The sequence below is a fragment of the Agrobacterium vitis genome, from assembly GCF_013426735.1.
Classification (GTDB): Bacteria; Pseudomonadota; Alphaproteobacteria; order Rhizobiales; family Rhizobiaceae; genus Allorhizobium; species Allorhizobium vitis_D.
Genome location: NZ_AP023272.1, coordinates 1835673 through 1852142, shown reverse-complemented (window position 1 = coordinate 1852142; position 16470 = coordinate 1835673). Strand labels below are relative to the sequence as shown.

General features: G+C 59.2%; 12 protein-coding genes. 1 reads left to right on the top strand and 11 read right to left on the bottom strand.

Annotation, left to right across the window (positions count from 1 at the left end; translation table 11 throughout):
- Positions 1-76: 76 nt before the first annotated feature.
- The 5 genes from lpxC to H1Y61_RS08445 all read right to left on the bottom strand — a co-directional run bounded on the left by lpxC (position 77) and on the right by H1Y61_RS08445 (position 6603).
- Positions 77-1033: a UDP-3-O-acyl-N-acetylglucosamine deacetylase gene (gene lpxC, locus H1Y61_RS08465; protein ID WP_174111274.1), complete on the bottom strand. Its 957-nt coding sequence runs from the start codon at positions 1031-1033 to the stop codon at positions 77-79.
- A 475-nt stretch (positions 1034-1508) separates the two neighbouring features.
- Positions 1509-3326, bottom strand: coding sequence for a cell division protein FtsZ (ftsZ, locus tag H1Y61_RS08460; protein WP_180574338.1), 1818 nt, complete (start codon positions 3324-3326; stop codon positions 1509-1511).
- 102 nt (positions 3327-3428) lie between these two features.
- Positions 3429-4754, bottom strand: a complete 1326-nt coding sequence (ftsA, locus tag H1Y61_RS08455; RefSeq protein ID WP_015916499.1) for a cell division protein FtsA — start codon at positions 4752-4754, stop codon at positions 3429-3431.
- A complete protein-coding gene (locus H1Y61_RS08450; RefSeq protein WP_180574337.1) occupies positions 4751-5689 on the bottom strand; it encodes a cell division protein FtsQ/DivIB in 939 nt (312 codons plus the stop codon). Before H1Y61_RS08450 ends, ftsA begins: the two co-directional genes overlap by 4 nt.
- Positions 5677-6603, bottom strand: a complete 927-nt coding sequence (locus tag H1Y61_RS08445) for a D-alanine--D-alanine ligase (RefSeq protein ID WP_180574336.1) — start codon at positions 6601-6603, stop codon at positions 5677-5679. Before H1Y61_RS08445 ends, H1Y61_RS08450 begins: the two co-directional genes overlap by 13 nt.
- A 1130-nt stretch (positions 6604-7733) precedes the next feature.
- Between H1Y61_RS08445 and H1Y61_RS08440 the strand changes: the two genes are divergently transcribed.
- Positions 7734-9038, top strand: coding sequence for an MFS transporter (locus H1Y61_RS08440; RefSeq protein ID WP_180574335.1), 1305 nt, complete (start codon positions 7734-7736; stop codon positions 9036-9038).
- A gap of 91 nt (positions 9039-9129) precedes the next feature.
- Here the strand turns inward: H1Y61_RS08440 and murB are convergent, their stop codons facing one another.
- The 6 genes from murB to mraY all read right to left on the bottom strand — a co-directional run bounded on the left by murB (position 9130) and on the right by mraY (position 16446).
- Entirely contained in the window at positions 9130-10104 is a 975-nt protein-coding gene (gene murB, locus H1Y61_RS08435; protein WP_180574334.1) for a UDP-N-acetylmuramate dehydrogenase, read from the bottom strand.
- An 80-nt stretch (positions 10105-10184) separates the two neighbouring features.
- Positions 10185-11630 (bottom strand): UDP-N-acetylmuramate--L-alanine ligase, encoded by a 1446-nt coding sequence (murC, locus tag H1Y61_RS08430; protein WP_180574333.1) that lies wholly within the window; start codon positions 11628-11630, stop codon positions 10185-10187.
- Positions 11627-12748 carry an undecaprenyldiphospho-muramoylpentapeptide beta-N-acetylglucosaminyltransferase gene (murG, locus tag H1Y61_RS08425; RefSeq protein WP_180574332.1) on the bottom strand — a complete coding sequence of 374 codons (1122 nt, stop codon included), beginning with the start codon at positions 12746-12748 and terminating at the stop codon, positions 11627-11629. Before murG ends, murC begins: the two co-directional genes overlap by 4 nt.
- A gap of 18 nt (positions 12749-12766) precedes the next feature.
- On the bottom strand, positions 12767-13921 hold the full coding sequence (ftsW, locus tag H1Y61_RS08420; RefSeq protein ID WP_015916506.1) for a putative lipid II flippase FtsW: 1155 nt from the start codon (positions 13919-13921) through the stop codon (positions 12767-12769).
- 1 nt (position 13922) lies between these two features.
- Positions 13923-15338, bottom strand: coding sequence for a UDP-N-acetylmuramoyl-L-alanine--D-glutamate ligase (gene murD, locus H1Y61_RS08415; protein WP_180574331.1), 1416 nt, complete (start codon positions 15336-15338; stop codon positions 13923-13925).
- Between the two features lie 7 nt (positions 15339-15345).
- Positions 15346-16446 (bottom strand): phospho-N-acetylmuramoyl-pentapeptide-transferase, encoded by a 1101-nt coding sequence (mraY, locus tag H1Y61_RS08410; RefSeq protein WP_060717637.1) that lies wholly within the window; start codon positions 16444-16446, stop codon positions 15346-15348.
- Positions 16447-16470: the final 24 nt, after the last annotated feature.

Below are 16470 nucleotides of genomic sequence, written 5' to 3'. Positions count from 1 at the left end.
GGCGCCGTTTTAATTCAACTGATTCTATGGACCATTTCGCCAAGCGCAAATCCGAGCGACATGATGCAGCGAATCGTCAAGCCGTCCAGGGCGCAAAACCCGGCGCATTGACTGCCACGAATTCCCGTACCCTCGCCTTGCCGCCGCGTGCGCCGGGCGCTTCCACCACTTCATAGGCCGAAGCATCAGACAGCAGCGCTTTCAACGCCAACGAATTCATCTTGTGACCGCCGCGATAGGAGCGGTAGCAGCCAATGAATTGTGCACCGGCCAGAGCCAGATCACCAACAGCATCCAGCGTCTTGTGACGGGCGAATTCGTCGGGATAGCGAAGACCCTCGATATTGACGACCTTGTCGTCATCGGAAATCACCACGGAATTTTCAAGCGAAGACCCAAGCGCCAGGCCAGCGGCCCACAGGCGCTCGACATCGCGCATGAAACCGAAGGTACGGGCGCGCGACAATTCCTGCTTGAAGCTCTGCGGTGTCAGGTCGCCCTGCCAGGACTGCCGGCCAATCAGCGGGCAATCGAAATCGATTTCCACTTCAAAGCGCGTCCCTTCATAGGGGCGAAACTCAGCCCAGGACGCGCCATTATCGACCCGAACCGGCTTCATCACCCTGATATAGCGGCGCTTGACACCGAGGCTGACAATGCCAGCCTGCTCGATGGCATCGATATAGACGGCGGAACTACCGTCCATGACGGGGGTTTCCGGTCCATCGACCTCAACCACCAGATTGTCGAGACCGAGCGAATAAATGGCCGCCATCACATGCTCGACGGTGGCGACCCAATGGGTTGGCGAAGAGCCCAGAACGGTGCTGAGATCGGTATTACCGACCTGCGAGGCGACAGCCTTCAGCTCGGTAACGGAACCATTGGCATGCTGGCGGTGGAACACGATGCCAGTTCCGGCTTCGGCAGGCAGAAAGCTCATGGTAACAGGCTGACCGGAATGCACGCCGATCCCCTTCAGGGTGACCGGTTGAGCGATAGTCGTTTGGAAGCTCAACAAACCGATTGCCATTCACATTCACCTTTCAAGTCTTCAAATCCGATCCGAGGCCGTGAAGGCTGGACCGGCTAGTCATTTGCCCGTCCATGCCCTTGCGTCACCGCCGGGCCTCGTCGCTTCTGAAGCGCCACCCAACCGCTCATCGGTCTGCCTGGCACTCTTCGTTATCAGGGATATACGTTTGGAAACGCAACAATCCAAATCAATGTTTCTTTCCGATTGTTACGAAACCGAATCCTTGAAAAAACCTTGGAAAACTGTGGATTAACAGCACTGCCTCAACAAGAAATCAGCACCTGAAATCGGGTGCATGCAAGCAGAAACCCGGATCTTTCGATCCGGGTTTCGAAAACGCATCTCTGGCGAGAGACTCAGAGTCTGGCAGGTTCACATTGAACCACCCATCCTCCTGATTTTTTGCTGTCGTCTGTCTTTTCGGGAAAATCGGGCTCCACTTTTCCCTGACAAATCTTAGCTTGACCAAACTTTAGTTCGACTGGCGGCGCAGGAAGGCCGGAATTTCCAGCTGGTCGTCATCATGGGCCGCACGCTGCTGCGGCACCTGACGGCCCTGATCGTCCAGATTACCACGACGCGGTGCATAAAGGCTCGCTTCCGGCGATAGCGGACGGCGCTGCTGGGAGGCAGCAGCCGGTGCAGGTGCGGTCATATCGGAGGCGACATTGTCTTCCTGACGACCGAGCGAGTTGGTGATGCGGCGCAGCAGCCCCATCGGACCACGATCCTCGGATGCCTGCTGGGCGGCAGGCTGGTTGCGATGGTCCAGCTCCGCCTGCACGACCGGCGAGAAATCCTCGACCTTCGGCATGCGGGACTGTTCTGGCTGGCGCATGACCGGCGCGGCAGGTTCCTGGCGCATCACAGGAGCAACCGGCTCCTGGCGGAAGGCTGGCTGTGGTGCAGCAGCAGCAGGCTGCATGGCAGGCGCTGGCTGCGGCGCGCGGGCTACTGGCTGTTCCGGAGCGGCAAACGAGGAAAACAGCTTGCTCTGCGGACGGAAATCGTCAGCAGGCTGGGCAGCGGCAGGCTGCTGCACCTCAGGCTGGGCATGCATGGCGGCCTGACGGGCGACAGCGATTTCCAGTTCGCGTTCCATTTCAGCTTCAGCATTGCGGATCTGCTCGGCGACCGGATCGAGTGGGCGCGTTGCAAAGATCGACGGAGCCGCAGCAACCGGAGCTTGTGTCGGAGCAGCAGCAACAGGTGCTGGCTGAGGCGCAGGAGCGGCAGGAGCAGGCGTAAAGGCAGCGGACGGACGAATCGCTGGCTTGGCAGAGATCGTGCGCATTTCAGCACCGCGTGCTTCCAGCGCATTGGCGGCGCGGTCGATGCCGGTGGCAACAACCGACACGCGGATCAGGCCTTCCAACGCTTCGTCGAAGGTGGCGCCGAGGATGATGTTGGCGTCGGCATCGACTTCTTCGCGGATACGGGTTGCGGCTTCATCGACTTCGAACAACGTCAGGTCGCGACCACCGGTGATGGAGATCAGCAAGCCCTGGGCGCCCTTCATCGAGGTTTCGTCGAGCAGCGGGTTGGCAATGGCGGCTTCGGCAGCCTGAAGCGCACGACCTGGGCCGGAAGCCTCGCCGGTGCCCATCATCGCACGACCCATCTCACGCATCACCGAGCGAACGTCGGCGAAGTCGAGATTGATCAGGCCTTCCTTGACCATCAGGTCGGTGATGCAGGCAACGCCGGAATAGAGAACCTGGTCGGCCATCGCGAAGGCATCGGCAAAGGTCGTCCGGTCGTTGGCAATGCGGAACAGGTTCTGGTTCGGGATAACGATCAGCGTATCGACCGACTTCTGCAGCGCATCGATACCGGCTTCAGCCAGACGCATGCGGCGCGCGCCTTCAAAATGGAAGGGCTTGGTGACCACGCCGACCGTCAGGATGCCTTTATTGCGGGCAGCCTGGGCAACGACGGGAGCCGCACCGGTGCCAGTGCCGCCGCCCATGCCAGCGGTCACAAAGCACATATGGGTGCCGTTCAGGTGATCGATGATCTCATCAATGCATTCTTCGGCAGCAGCGCGGCCGACTTCCGGCTGCGAACCGGCGCCGAGACCCTCGGTGACATTGGCGCCGAGCTGGATGATCCGCTCTGCCTTGGTCATGGTCAGGGCCTGGGCATCGGTGTTGGCAACAACGAAATCCACCCCCTGAAGACCAGCGGTGATCATGTTATTGACGGCATTGCCGCCGCCGCCGCCGACGCCGAACACGGTGATGCGCGGCTTGAGTTCGGTAATATCCGGCTTGTTCAGATTGATGGTCATGTTACCCGTTCCTTCTTTCCCTGGCCGCATCGCCACGCTAGCCATGTCTTGTCTCTTGATCGCGCGCCCCGAATCGATTTTTCACCCGCAAGGCGCAGGTCCTCAAAAACTCTCTTTCAACCATTGTCCCACGCGCATCATGCGGCTGTTGCCGGAGCCAGAGGAGAACAAGCCTCCCTGCCCCACGGCGATCTCCTGATCGGCCACCTGCGGATAGATCATCAGACCTACCGCAGTGGAGAAAGCCGGTCCCTTGGCCGCCACAGGCAGGCCAGAGACCCCCATCGGGCGGCCAATCCGGACATTGCGGGCGAGCATCCGCCGCGCAACTTCCGGAAGACCGGTCAACTGGCTTGCGCCACCGGTCAGAACCAAACGCTTGCCGACCACGGGGCTAAAGCCCGATGCGTGGATTCGGTCGCGAATCATCTCCAGAGTCTCTTCAATACGCGCTTGAATGATTCGCGTCAGCAAAGAACGTGGAACTTGGATCGGTAAATCGCGATCGTCTTCGCCGATTGGCGGAATTGCAACAACATCGCGCTCTTCCGAGCCATTGGCAAAGGCCGAACCATGCACGACCTTCAACCGCTCCGCATCCTCAATGCGGGTCGAAAGACCACGCGCCAGATCGGTGGTGACATGATGCCCGCCAATGGCGATGGCATCGGTATGGATCAGCTTGCCCTCGGCAAACACCGAGATTGTCGTGGTGCCGCCGCCCATGTCGATGGCGGCGCAACCCAGCTCGACTTCGTCGTCCACCAGAGCAGCAAGGCCGCTGGCGTAAGGTGTCGCCACCAAGCCCTCGACCGTCAGATGGGCGCGGTTGATGCAAAGTTCGAGATTTTTCAGCGCCGGACGTTCCGCCGTCACCACATGCATGTCGACACCCAGCGTATCACCAAACATGCCGAGTGGATCGCGAATACCGCGCTCGCCATCCAGCGAAAAGCCGGTCGCCAGTGAATGCAGCAGCACCCGGTCACGGCGTTGCGACTGGTGGCTGGCAGCAGACAGGACGCGCTTCAAATCGGCGCTTTCCACTTCCTGGCCGCCGAGATCGATGGTGGCGGTATAAACGTCCGAACCGATCCGGCCAGCCGAAACATTGACGATCAGGCTATCGACGGTCAGGCCCGCCATGCGCTCGGCGGCATCGACTGCCAGCCGCACGACGCTTTCCACCGATTCGATATCGGAGATCACACCGGACTTCATGCCACGCGAACGCTGATGGCCGATGCCGATCACTTCGACATGATGGGTTCGACCTGGAAGGACATCGCTTTCCTTGCGCGGCGTCAACCGGCCGATCATGCAGACCACTTTGGTAGAGCCGATATCGAGAACCGAAACGACATGGCTGCGCTTATGCGAGAGAGGTTTCATACGGGGCAATCCGAAAGAGGAACCGAAGACGCTCATGTCTCTTTCTCCGCCTTGGCGAGGGCCTTGGCGCGAGCCGTCACCGCAGCCTGACGGCGCACCAGCGCCTCGGGCGTCAATTGGACGGTCATGCGATCTGAAAGGCGAAGGTCAACGGCGGCGATGTCGCGGTCCAGCAATTGGTGATCCGCTTCCATCTTGGCCAGACGCGCCATGGCGCCATCGACATCGTCTTCCGGCAGCTTCACCACGACGCCATTGTCGAGATAGAGATCCCAGCGACGGCTGGCGACGCGCACATAGGCTTTGACGCGACCGGTAATCTGCGGCCAGGTCGCGAATTCCCCGGCGATGTCCTGAGCTGCCACTTCGGCATCACGGCCAACGAACAGCGGCAGAGTGGCAAATTTATTGTCACGCAGCGGCGCAATGATGCTGCCGCTCTTTTCGATCAGCGACAGGTCCGTGCCATGCTGCCAGATACCGTAGGCCTCACGTTCCTTGATATTCACCTCGATGGTGCGCGGATAGATCTTGCGGACTTCGACTTGCTCTACCCACGGCAACTCCGCCACCTTGCGGCGCGCGTCGTCGGCGTCGATAGCCACCAGGGAGGTCGCGCCATCCAGACCCAGCGATTGCAGCACATCGATTTCGGATGTGTGAACATTGCCCGACAGCTTGACGTCTTCAACCGCAAAACCTGCCGTCGAAGTCATCGCCTCGGCAAAGTCCGGCCAGTGGCCACCCTTGACGATACCGTAACCACCGACAGCAAGGATATAGGCCGCGAAGGAAACCTTCCCGAGATGTTCCGGCACAGCCACCCTGCCCGAGCAAAGTGCGACGACGAACCGCATCAGCCGGCGAACCGGACGTGGCAAGGCCATCAAGCCATCATCCGCCAGGCTCGGGGCGCGATAAGGTGCAACCTTGCTGCCCTTTGCAGATTTTTTGCCGCTCACCGTGAACACGACGCGTCCTCCACCATCCAGCTGACGAATTCACCAAAGGAAATGCCCGCCTGCGCAGCCATTTCAGGCACAAGCGAGGTTGGCGTCATGCCCGGCTGGGTATTCACTTCCAGCCAGATCAACTCGCCATCTTCAGAAAAACGGTCGTCGTAACGGAAGTCGGACCGACTGACGCCACGGCACCCGATCGCGTTATGGGCCCTGACAGACAAGTCTTGTATTTTTTGGTAAATTTTCGGTGAAAGTTGCGCCGGAATGACGTGAGTCGAGCCCCCTGCAGCGTATTTGGAGTCGTAATCGTAGAATGTATTGGCCTTGGCGATCACCTCGGTCACAGCCAGCGGCTTGCCATCCATGACACCACAGGTCAGTTCGCGACCAGCCACGTAGGATTCAACCATGACGGTATCGCCATAGCGCCACTCCGAAGAGCCAAGGATCTGCGGTGGATGCGACTGATCCTCCTTGACGATCACCACGCCGAAGCTGGAACCTTCGCGCACCGGCTTGACGACGTAAGGCGGCTCGATCGGATGAACATTGCCGATCTCAAAGCGCGACATCTGGCGGGCAAAAGCCACCGGAATACCGGCGGCAGCGGCGACAATCTTTGCTTGCACTTTGTCCATCGCCAGCGCCGAGGCCAGCACACCGGAATGCGTATAGGGAATGGAGAGGTATTCAAGGATACCCTGAATGGTGCCGTCTTCACCGAAAGGACCATGCAAAGCATTGAAGACCACATCGGGCTTCAAGTCCTGAAGCACGCTGGCGATATCACGGGTGACATCGACCCGTGTCACGCGGTAGCCGTGCTCCTCAAGCGCCGATGCGCAAGGGGTGCCAGAGGCCAGGCTGACAGGCCGCTCCGACGAAAATCCACCCAGCAATACGGCAACATGCTTCTTAGCCATTCACGCACCCAAACAAAACAATCGCGGTTTTCCGCCTTACCTTTGCGCCCGACTTGCGGCGCGAATCGCGCCGGTTCATGCACCTGACATGATAAAACGCCATTAAGGTTAACGAACCGTTTACAGGTGTTAACGGGCAGAAATTACTTTTGTTTTTCTGGGAGTTATCGAAGGGCGCCCGAAGGGTTCCGCCCCAAGACGCAAGGCGCGGGCCTACATTGAAGCAGGCCATACCGATGAGCCAAAACAGAGACTGCCCACTGGTTGCCGGCAGCGACACGATGGCCGGAATAACAAAAAGCCGCGCCAAGGGAAGATAAGATCCCATACAGCACGGCTTCGAATTCATCGATCACGTCACCCCGAAGAGGTTCAACGCTTATTCAAGGCTTGGAAGCAAGCGAGCCCCCGAATATCGAAACGCAACTTAATACGTTTCAATCCGAGGCAGCACATCCGCATCAGGGTTCCACAACGCCTGGAACGCGCCGTCCATCGGGAAGCCGGCAGCTGCATGGTGCGCCGGGTGGCAACGGCCTACGGACTGGGCAAACCAAGGGCGGCATACCGCGGCGAGGCGGCGGCGCGACACAGGATGGCGGTGGCGGCATTGCGCCCGGACCCGGTGGCACAGGACCTGGGCCTGGCGGCGGCGGCGGCATTTGCGCAATGGCTTGTCCCGCCATCAGCACCATAGAACAGACAAACAGAAAACGTCTCATAAAGCCCCTCCGAAAGCCGCGCCGAATAAATCCTGTCATTAATGATGGGAAAATATCGGAGCGATTAAGTCAACAAATCCCACAGGTTGCACTTGTCAACATCGCAATTATATAAATATTTTATAAACAACAACAATGATAAAAGTCAATCTAAACTTCGTTCGTCTAAAGGCACACAGAGATGAGCCGTGCGCTCATCCTGATGGTTTCCGATGATTTTCAAGAGATGTTCCTCGCATGAGGCTTGACCAGGAAAACACCGCTTATAGCGTCGAAATAAGCAGAACCAGTTGAAATTGCCCATGCAAATGCGTAAAGCCAACCGCTAACGACACGTGCCGCATACTCTTTGAACGTACGGCACGATTGCGAAAAACCACCATTGAACTCAAATTGGACCCCATCATCATGACTGATGCGATACGCACCGTATCGCCGTCCGCCGAGCCGCTGGCACCTGTTGCATTGAATTCCCCTGCACGAGTCCTGACGGCAAGCCTGGTCGGCACCACAATCGAATTCTTTGATTTCTACGTCTATGCAACGGCGGCCGTGCTGGTTTTCCCGGCGCTGTTTTTCCCCAACAGCGATCCGATGACGGCTCTCCTGGCCTCGTTTGCAACCTTCTCCATCGCGTTTTTCGCCCGTCCGCTGGGCGCTGTGGTGTTCGGCCATTTCGGTGACCGTATCGGTCGCAAGACGACGCTGGTGGCAGCTCTGCTGACCATGGGCATTTCCACTGTGGTGATCGGCCTTCTGCCGACTTACGGACAGATCGGCGTGTTTGCGCCGTTGCTGCTGGCGCTGTGCCGGTTCGGCCAGGGCTTTGGCCTTGGCGGTGAATGGGGTGGAGCCGTATTGCTGGCCACCGAAAACGCCCCGGAAGGCAAGCGCAACTGGTATGCGATGTTCCCGCAGCTTGGCGCGCCGGTTGGCTTATTCCTGTCCTCGGGCATTTTCTGGCTGCTGCTGCATGTGATTTCCAAGGACGACCTCATGGCCTGGGGCTGGCGTGTTCCGTTCCTGGCCTCCACCCTGCTGATCGTCATCGGTCTCTGGGTGCGCTTCTCGATTTCCGAAACACCAGCCTTTCAGAAAGCCATGGACGCCCATGAGAGGGTAGCCGTGCCGGTTGCAGAGATCTTTGGGAAGTACAAGCGCAGCCTGTTCCTTGGCACTTTCGTAGCGCTGGTGACGTTCGTGCTGTTCTACATCGGTACGGCCTGGCTGCTGTCCTACAATATCAAGGTCTTGCAGATCCCCTTCCTCGACGCTCTGGAAATCCAGATCATGAGTTCGGTGGTGTTCGGCATCTTCATTCCGCTGACAGCCAAGGTCGGTGACAAGATCGGTCGCCGCAAGACACTGATCGGCATCACCGTGATGATCGCCGGTTTCTCCTTCCTGCTGCCGGTTCTGCTGACCGCAGGTGAGACAGGCGTGGCAATCTTCGCCGCAGGCTCCATGGCCTTGATGGGCATGACCTACGCGCTGATCGGGGCTGCCCTGTCTGCCCCCTTCCCGACCAATGTTCGCTATACCGGCGCTTCGCTGACCTTCAACTTCGCAGGCATCGTCGGTGCGTCTCTGGCACCCTATGCGGCCACCTGGCTCCAGGCCAATTACGGCATGGCCTATGTCGGCTACTATCTCGGCCTTGCCGCCGTGATCACGCTGGTCTGCATTCTCGCATCGCGTAAAGGTGAAGTTTAACAATCTGGCCAAGTTGAATCAGATTCTGAACAATAAAAAACGCCGCCAAGTGGTTCACCTGGCGGCGTTTTTTATGAATTAGCCGTTTCGTTTATTCGCTTGTCACGCCCATGAACGGCTTCACTTCGCTGCCGGGCATGAACAGGCCGAGACGCTTGATTTCCCATTGGAGCTTGATGCCGGACTGTTCGAATACCTGACCACGGATTGTCTCGCCCAGATATTCAAGATCATAGGCCGTGGCATGGCCGACATTGATCATGAAATTGCAATGCAGCGACGACATTTGTGCGCCGCCTATCATCAGACCGCGTCCGCCAACTTCATCGATCAATTCCCAGGCGGAATGGCCTTCCGGATTCTTGAAGGTCGAGCCACCAGTCTTTTCCTTGACCGGCTGCACGGTTTCGCGGTGCTGGCGCACGGCGTCCATTTCAGCCCGGATCGCCGATTTCTCCTGGGAGAAACCTTCAAACAACCCGCTAATGAAGATCAAACCTTCCGGCGCCGAGGAATGCCGGTAGCCATAGCCCATATCAGCCTTGGACAGCAAATGCAGATTGCCCTGGCGATCCACGGCCTCGACCTCAACCACCCGCTCCGCCGTCTCGCCGCCATTGGCACCGGCATTCATCCTGAGCGCGCCGCCGATCGAGCCGGGAATGCCGTAGTAGAACGCGAACCCGCCGATATTATTGTCCATCGCCATGGCGGCGATATGCTTGTCCGGGCAGATGGCACCAGCGCGGATGCGGTTTTCGCCTTCCAGCTCAAGGCCGCCAAACCCCTTGGCCGACAGACGGATCACCACGCCGGGAATGCCACCATCGCGCACCAGCAGGTTGGAACCGACGCCGACCACGGTCAGCGGCACATCATCGGGTAGCAGTTTCAGGAAGGTGACCAGATCGTCCCTGTCATGCGGCTGGAACATCAGTTCCGCCAAACCGCCCGCCTGGAACCACGTCACGCGGTCCATCGGCGCGTCCGGCGTCAGCCGTCCCCGCAGCGCATCCACACCCGGCCCCAAGCGGGCCAGCAGCTTTTCCCCATCCACCTGTTTCATTCCGATTCTTCCCGAATGCGCTTACAATTCATGGCAGACTGCCTGCCTGTCTATTGTTTCGGCAGCGCGGCTGCCATCCTTCATTCCTGTGGCGACGAGGCCGCCCTTTCCAACTCACTTGGCAGCACCGCTGCCGTCAATTCTCCGGGCAGCGCCGCTGCCCATTGCGTAATATTTCCAGCCCCCAACAGGACCACAAAATCACCCGGCTGTGCAATGGCCGAAATGATCCCGGCCAGCTGATCCGGCGCGGCCAGATAGCGCACATCCCGATGACCGCCCGACCGAATGCGCGATACCAGCGCCTCAGAATCGATGCCCTCAATGGGATCTTCTCCCGCAGCATAAACCGGCGACAACAGAATACTATCGGCATCGTTGAAGCAATTGGCGAAATCCTCGAATAGACTCGACAATCGCGAGAAACGATGCGGCTGATGCACAGCGATGATCCGTCCCTTGCAGCTCTCACGCGCTGCCTTTAACACGGCCTTGATTTCCACCGGATGATGGCCGTAATCGTCAAACACCTGCACGCCATTCCAGGTGCCGGTCAGGGTGAACCGCCGCTTGACGCCACCGAAGGTAGAGAGGCCCTTGCGGATTGCTTCCTCGGAAATATCCAGCCGGTTGGCCACCGCAATGGCCGCGCAGGCATTGGAAATATTGTGGCGGCCTGGCATCGGCAGGGTCAGGTCTTTAAAGCTGAAAACCCGGCCCGTGCGGCGACGACGGATTTCCACATCGAAAATCGACTTGGTGCCTTCGTTGCGCACATTGAAAAAACGCACATCCGCCTGCGGATTTTCGCCATAGGTGACAACCTTGCGGTCTTCGATCCGGCCAACCAGCGCCTGCACTTCAGGGTGATCGAGGCACATGACCCCAAAACCGTAGAACGGCACATTCTCGACGAACTGACGAAACGCGGCCCGCACGGCGTCAAAATTGCCGTAATGGTCCAGATGTTCCGGATCAATATTGGTGACGACAGCCACATCGGCGGGCAGTTTCAGGAAGGTGCCGTCCGATTCGTCGGCCTCGACCACCATCCACTCACCTTCGCCCATGCGGGCATTGGTACCATAGGCATTGATGATACCGCCATTGATCACAGTCGGGTCGAGCTGGCCTGCCTCAAGCAGCGCCGCCACCATTGACGTGGTCGTCGTCTTGCCATGGGTGCCGCCGATGGCGATGGCATTGCGAAACCGCATCAACTCGGCCAGCATTTCGGCCCGGCGAACCACGGGCAGCAGCTTTTCACGCGCAGCCACCAGCTCGGGATTGCTTTTCTTGATGGCGGTGGAAACGACAACAACCTCGGCATCGCCCAGGTTCTCCGGCTTGTGGCCGACAAACACCTCGATGCCCTTGGCGCGCAGGCGCTGCACATTGGCGCTTTCAGCCTGGTCCGATCCCTGTACCCGATGGCCGAGATTGTGCAGCACTTCGGCAATGCCGCTCATACCGATCCCGCCGATCCCGATGAAATGCACCAGACCGATGCTCTTCGGCATTTTCATGCTTTAACGTCCTTTAAAGTCTTTAGGTTCTTACCTTCGGCAATAGTCTGAACCAGATCAGCAAGCAAGCCTGCTGCTTCCGGTTGTCCCGCACTTCGCGCCGAGGCCGCCATATGGGCCAATTTGGCCGGGCTGGTCATCCAGTCCTTCAACAGTGCCGACAGCTTTTCTGGCGTCAGATCTGATTGCGGCACGACAACCGCACCCCCCTGACCGGCAATCGCTGCCGCATTGGCGGCCTGATCGTGATCCAGCGCATAGGGATAGGGCACCAGCACCGCAGGGCGGCCAATCACGCCAAGCTCCGACACGGTAGATGCGCCGGAGCGGGAAATCACCATTTGCGACGTGGCGATCCGCTCGGCCATATCGCCGAAGAACGGCGAGACCGACGCGGGAATCTTCAGCTTGTCGTAGAGCGCCTTCACCCGGTCGGCATCTTCAGGCCGTGCCTGCTGCGTTATCCGCAGGCGCGCGCGCAACACGTCGTCCAGAATGCAGATGGCGCTTGGCACAGCATTGGAAAAATGCTGGGCGCCCTGGCTGCCGCCAAACACCACAAGCTCAAATGGATCGCCATCGCCGGACGGCTGATAATCCGTCTCGGAGGCCGCCAACACGGCAGGCCGCACGGGATTGCCAGTCACCACAGTTTTGTCGGCATAGGCACCGCCCGCTGGCAAGAAGCCACCGGCAATGGCCTTGACTCTTGGGGCGAGAAACCGGTTGGCCCGGCCCATCACAGCGTTCTGCTCATGGATAACAGTGGCGACGCCAAGTGCGCGGGCCGCCAGCAGGGGCGGAATGGTCGGATAGCCGCCAAACCCGATCACCACTTGAGGCTTCAAGCCTGCGATCAGGGTTCGAGCGGCACGATAACCGCGCCATAACGTCAGCAGCGCTTTCGCGACGGCAACAGGATTTTTCGAGCCTATGGTGGCTGAAGGCACGACATGGATGGCATCGGCTGGAAACTTGCCCGCATAGCGTTCGGCACGGCTATCCGTCACCAGATGCACGCTATAGCCTCTGGCTCTCAGCTCATGAGCCAGCGCTTCGGCCGGAAACAAATGGCCGCCGGTTCCCCCGGCGGCAAGAAGAATGAGACCTTTGGTCATGACTTACTCCGCTGGCCCCTATTCTGCTGGAACACCCTGGACCGACCTGAACAACCGCCGTTCCTGCGAACGTTTTTCGGGCCGGTGGCGTGTCAATGCCAGGATGAAGCCAGCCGTGACGCCAATCGCCACCATGGAAGAACCACCATAGGAGATCAAGGGCAGCGTCATGCCCTTGGCGGGCAGAAGTTCCAGATTAACGCCGATATTGATCATCGACTGCACACCGATTTGCAGGATCAACCCGGCCACCGCAAAACGGTTGAAGTCGTTACGCTCACGAAAGGCATGACCAAGGCCGCGAATAACCAGAAAGGCAAAGATCGACACCAGCAGCAGGCAAAAAATGATGCCGAATTCCTCGGCGGCGACCGAAAAGATGAAGTCGGTATGGGCATCGGGAATGATCCGTTTGACGATGCCTTCACCCGGCCCGACCCCGAACCAGTTGCCGCGAATGATCGCCTCGCGCGCCGTATCCACCTGGAACGTATCGCCCTCGCCGGTCAGGAAGCGGTCGATACGGCCAGCCACGTGCGGCATAGTATAATAGGCAATTGTCGAACCGGCCCCCCCGACAAGCGCCAGCACGATGATGAAGATCCACGGCACGCCCGCCATGAAGAACATGCCGCTCCACACGACAGAGGTCAGAATGGTCTGGCCGAAATCCGGCTGGACCATCAACAGCGCCACGACGACCATGAACAGCAGGATGGCGAAGAAATTGCCGGGAATATCAGGCTGGCGGGCATGTTCGGCAAACAGCCAGGCACAAACCACCACGAAGGCGGGCTTCATGAATTCCGAAGGCTGGATCGACAGGCTGCCGAAATTGATCCAGCGATGCGCGCCCTTGACCTCCGGCCCGAAGAACAGCGCCAGGATCATCAGGGCAATCGAGGCAAGCAGGATGAGGACGGCGGCGCGGCGCACCTGCCGGGGCGACAGGAAGGACAGGCCCACCATGGTCGCAAGGCAAGGAATGGTAAAGGCCGCCTGACGGCGCACGAAGTGGAAGCTGTCCAGCCCGATGCGCTCGGCCACCGCTGGTGACGCGGCAAAGGACAGCATGAAGCCGATGCCGAGAAGCACGATGAATGTTACCAGAAAGAGCCGGTCGATGGTCCAGAACCAATCCGCCAAAGCTCCACGTTCTGCACGGCTTACCATGTCATGTCTCTCCTGAAGCCTGTTGGATCAGCATCGTCACATCGTCAAGCCCGGCTACCAGCGAAACGAAGGCTTCGCCCCTGACTTCAAAATTCTTGTACTGGTCGAAGCTTGCGCAAGCCGGGGAAAGCATCACGGCAACCTCGCCGCCATTCCCATCGTTTTGCGCATCGGCGCTGGCATGGGCAAGCGCCCGGTCCAGCGTACCGGAAATCTCGTAAGCAACGGCATTGCCAAGCGTGGCGGCAAAGCCGGACGCCGCCTCGCCGATCAGATAGGCCTTGGCAATGCGCGGAAACAGCGGCGAAAGGCTGGTAATGCCACCCTGCTTTGGCAGACCACCAGCAATCCAGTAGATCCGCTCATAACTGGACAAGGCCGGTGCAGACGCCTCGGCATTGGTTGCCTTGCTATCATTGACAAAGATCACATGTCCCCGCCGCCCAACCGGCTGCATCCGGTGCTTCAACCCTGCAAAGGAGGACAATCCGGCCTGGATCTGCTCTTTCGATAAACCGACCGTCAGGCAAGCGGCAATGGCGGCTGCCGCGTTCTGGGCATTGTGGCTGCCACGCAGCGTGGCGATGCCGTTCAGGTCGGCAATCACCTCGGCGGCTCCACCAGAGCCACGCACAATCCGCTGGCCGTCATTGTAAAGGCCGTCGGTCAAAGGCTGGCCCTTGGAAATCCGCACGACCTCTTTGCCCGCCTCTTCCAAACGCTTGGCGATCTCAAGGCAATAGTCGTCATCGACGCCGATGATCGCCACACCGCTGCCTGAGACCAGCCGCTCCTTCACTGCCGCATAATTCTCCATGCTGCCGTGGCGGTCGAGGTGGTCGGGGGTGAGGTTGAGAAGAATGCCAGCCGTCGGGTCGATGCCGGGGGCAAGATCAATCTGGTAGGATGAGCATTCCACTACATAATAACGATCAGGCGCGGGCGGCTCCAGGGTCAGCACTGCCGTGCCGATATTTCCGCCGATCTGCACATCATAGCCGTTGTGGCGCAGAATATGGCCAATCAGCGCCGTGGTGGTCGATTTGCCATTGGTGCCGGTAATGGCGATGAACGGGCAATCCGGGGCTTTCGCCCGCCTCTCGCGCACGAAAAGCTCGATATCGCCGATGATCTCGACGCCTGCTGCCTTTGCCAGTTCCATCGTCCAATGTGGCTTGGGATGGGTCAGAGGCACCCCCGGCGACAAGACAAAGGCGGAAAGCCCGCTCCAGTCGATCTGGCGCAGATCCCGCGCCTCCAGCCCTTCTGCGCGCGCCTTCTCTACACTGTCGGGATTGTCATCCCAGACCGTCACCGACGCACCCCCGGCCACCAGGGCGCGCGCCGTGGCAAGGCCGGAGCCGCCAAGCCCGAACAGGGCGACGCTGCGATCGGAAAAGCTGGTAACCGGGATCATCGCGCCCTCACCGCAGCTTCAGTGTGGCAAGGCCGAGCATGGCGAGACCGACAGCAATGATCCAGAACCGGATGACGACCTGGCTTTCCGTCCAGCCCTTCTTTTCGAAATGGTGATGGATCGGCGCCATCAGGAACACCCGCTTCTTGGTGCGCTTGTACCAAAACACCTGAATGATCACCGACAGGGTTTCCATGACGAACAGCCCGCCGATGATCACCATGACGATCTCGTGCTTGGTGGCCACCGCTACCGTGCCGATCAACCCACCCAAAGCCAGCGAACCGGTATCGCCCATAAAAATGGCCGCTGGCGGTGCATTGAACCACAGGAAGCCAAGCCCAGCCCCAATGACCGCGCCGAGGATGACGGCCAGTTCGCCGGTGCCCGGCACGAAATTGATCTGCAAATATCCTGAGAACACCGCATTACCGGCGAGATAAGCAATCAGCCCGAATGCTGCCGAAGCGATCATCACAGGCACGATGGCCAGCCCGTCCAGCCCGTCGGTCAGGTTGACGGCGTTACCAGCGGAAACGATGACGAAACCGCCAAAGACGATGAAGAAATAGCCGACATTGAGCAGCGCATCCTTGAAGAACGGAAACGCGATGGAGGTCGCCAGATGCGGGCCTTGCGGCGCGGAAATCTTTGCCGCCTCCATCATGAAGAACACCGCGATCCCGGCAATCAGAAACTCGATGGCCAGCCGCGCCTTGCCGGAAAACCCCTTGTCCGACTGTTTGGTGACTTTCAGGTAATCGTCGTAAAAGCCGATGGCACCAAAACCCAGCGTCACCAGCAGCGTCGCCACCACATAGACATTGGAGAGATCAGCCCAAAGCAGTGAGGAGCCGACAATACCGGCTAGAATCATCAGCCCGCCCATGGTTGGCGTACCGGACTTCTTGAAATGGGTCTGCGGCCCATCGGCGCGGATCGGCTGGCCCTTGCCCTGGCGCACTTTGAGAGAGGCGATGATTTTCGGCCCGAACAGGAAGACGATCAAGGCTGCCGTGAACATCGCCGCCCCGGTCCGGAAGGTGATGTACCGGAACAGGTTGAAAAATTGTACATGGTTTGCGAGTTCGACAAGCCAAATCAGCATCAAAGGCACTTTCTAACATCTATC

Bases quoted from the DNA above. Each gene is read 5' to 3' on its own strand.
- lpxC (WP_174111274.1), bottom strand. From the start codon at position 1,033: ATGGCAATCGGTTTGTTGAGCTTCCAAACGACTATCGCTCAACCGGTC.
- ftsZ (WP_180574338.1), bottom strand. From the start codon at position 3,326: ATGACCATCAATCTGAACAAGCCGGATATTACCGAACTCAAGCCGCGC.
- ftsA (WP_015916499.1), bottom strand. From the start codon at position 4,754: ATGAGCGTCTTCGGTTCCTCTTTCGGATTGCCCCGTATGAAACCTCTC.
- H1Y61_RS08445 (WP_180574336.1), bottom strand. From the start codon at position 6,603: ATGGCTAAGAAGCATGTTGCCGTATTGCTGGGTGGATTTTCGTCGGAG.
- H1Y61_RS08440 (WP_180574335.1), top strand. From the start codon at position 7,734: ATGACTGATGCGATACGCACCGTATCGCCGTCCGCCGAGCCGCTGGCA.
- murB (WP_180574334.1), bottom strand. From the start codon at position 10,104: ATGAAACAGGTGGATGGGGAAAAGCTGCTGGCCCGCTTGGGGCCGGGT.
- murC (WP_180574333.1), bottom strand. From the start codon at position 11,630: ATGAAAATGCCGAAGAGCATCGGTCTGGTGCATTTCATCGGGATCGGC.
- murG (WP_180574332.1), bottom strand. From the start codon at position 12,748: ATGACCAAAGGTCTCATTCTTCTTGCCGCCGGGGGAACCGGCGGCCAT.
- ftsW (WP_015916506.1), bottom strand. From the start codon at position 13,921: ATGGTAAGCCGTGCAGAACGTGGAGCTTTGGCGGATTGGTTCTGGACC.
- murD (WP_180574331.1), bottom strand. From the start codon at position 15,338: ATGATCCCGGTTACCAGCTTTTCCGATCGCAGCGTCGCCCTGTTCGGG.
- mraY (WP_060717637.1), bottom strand. From the start codon at position 16,446: ATGCTGATTTGGCTTGTCGAACTCGCAAACCATGTACAATTTTTCAAC.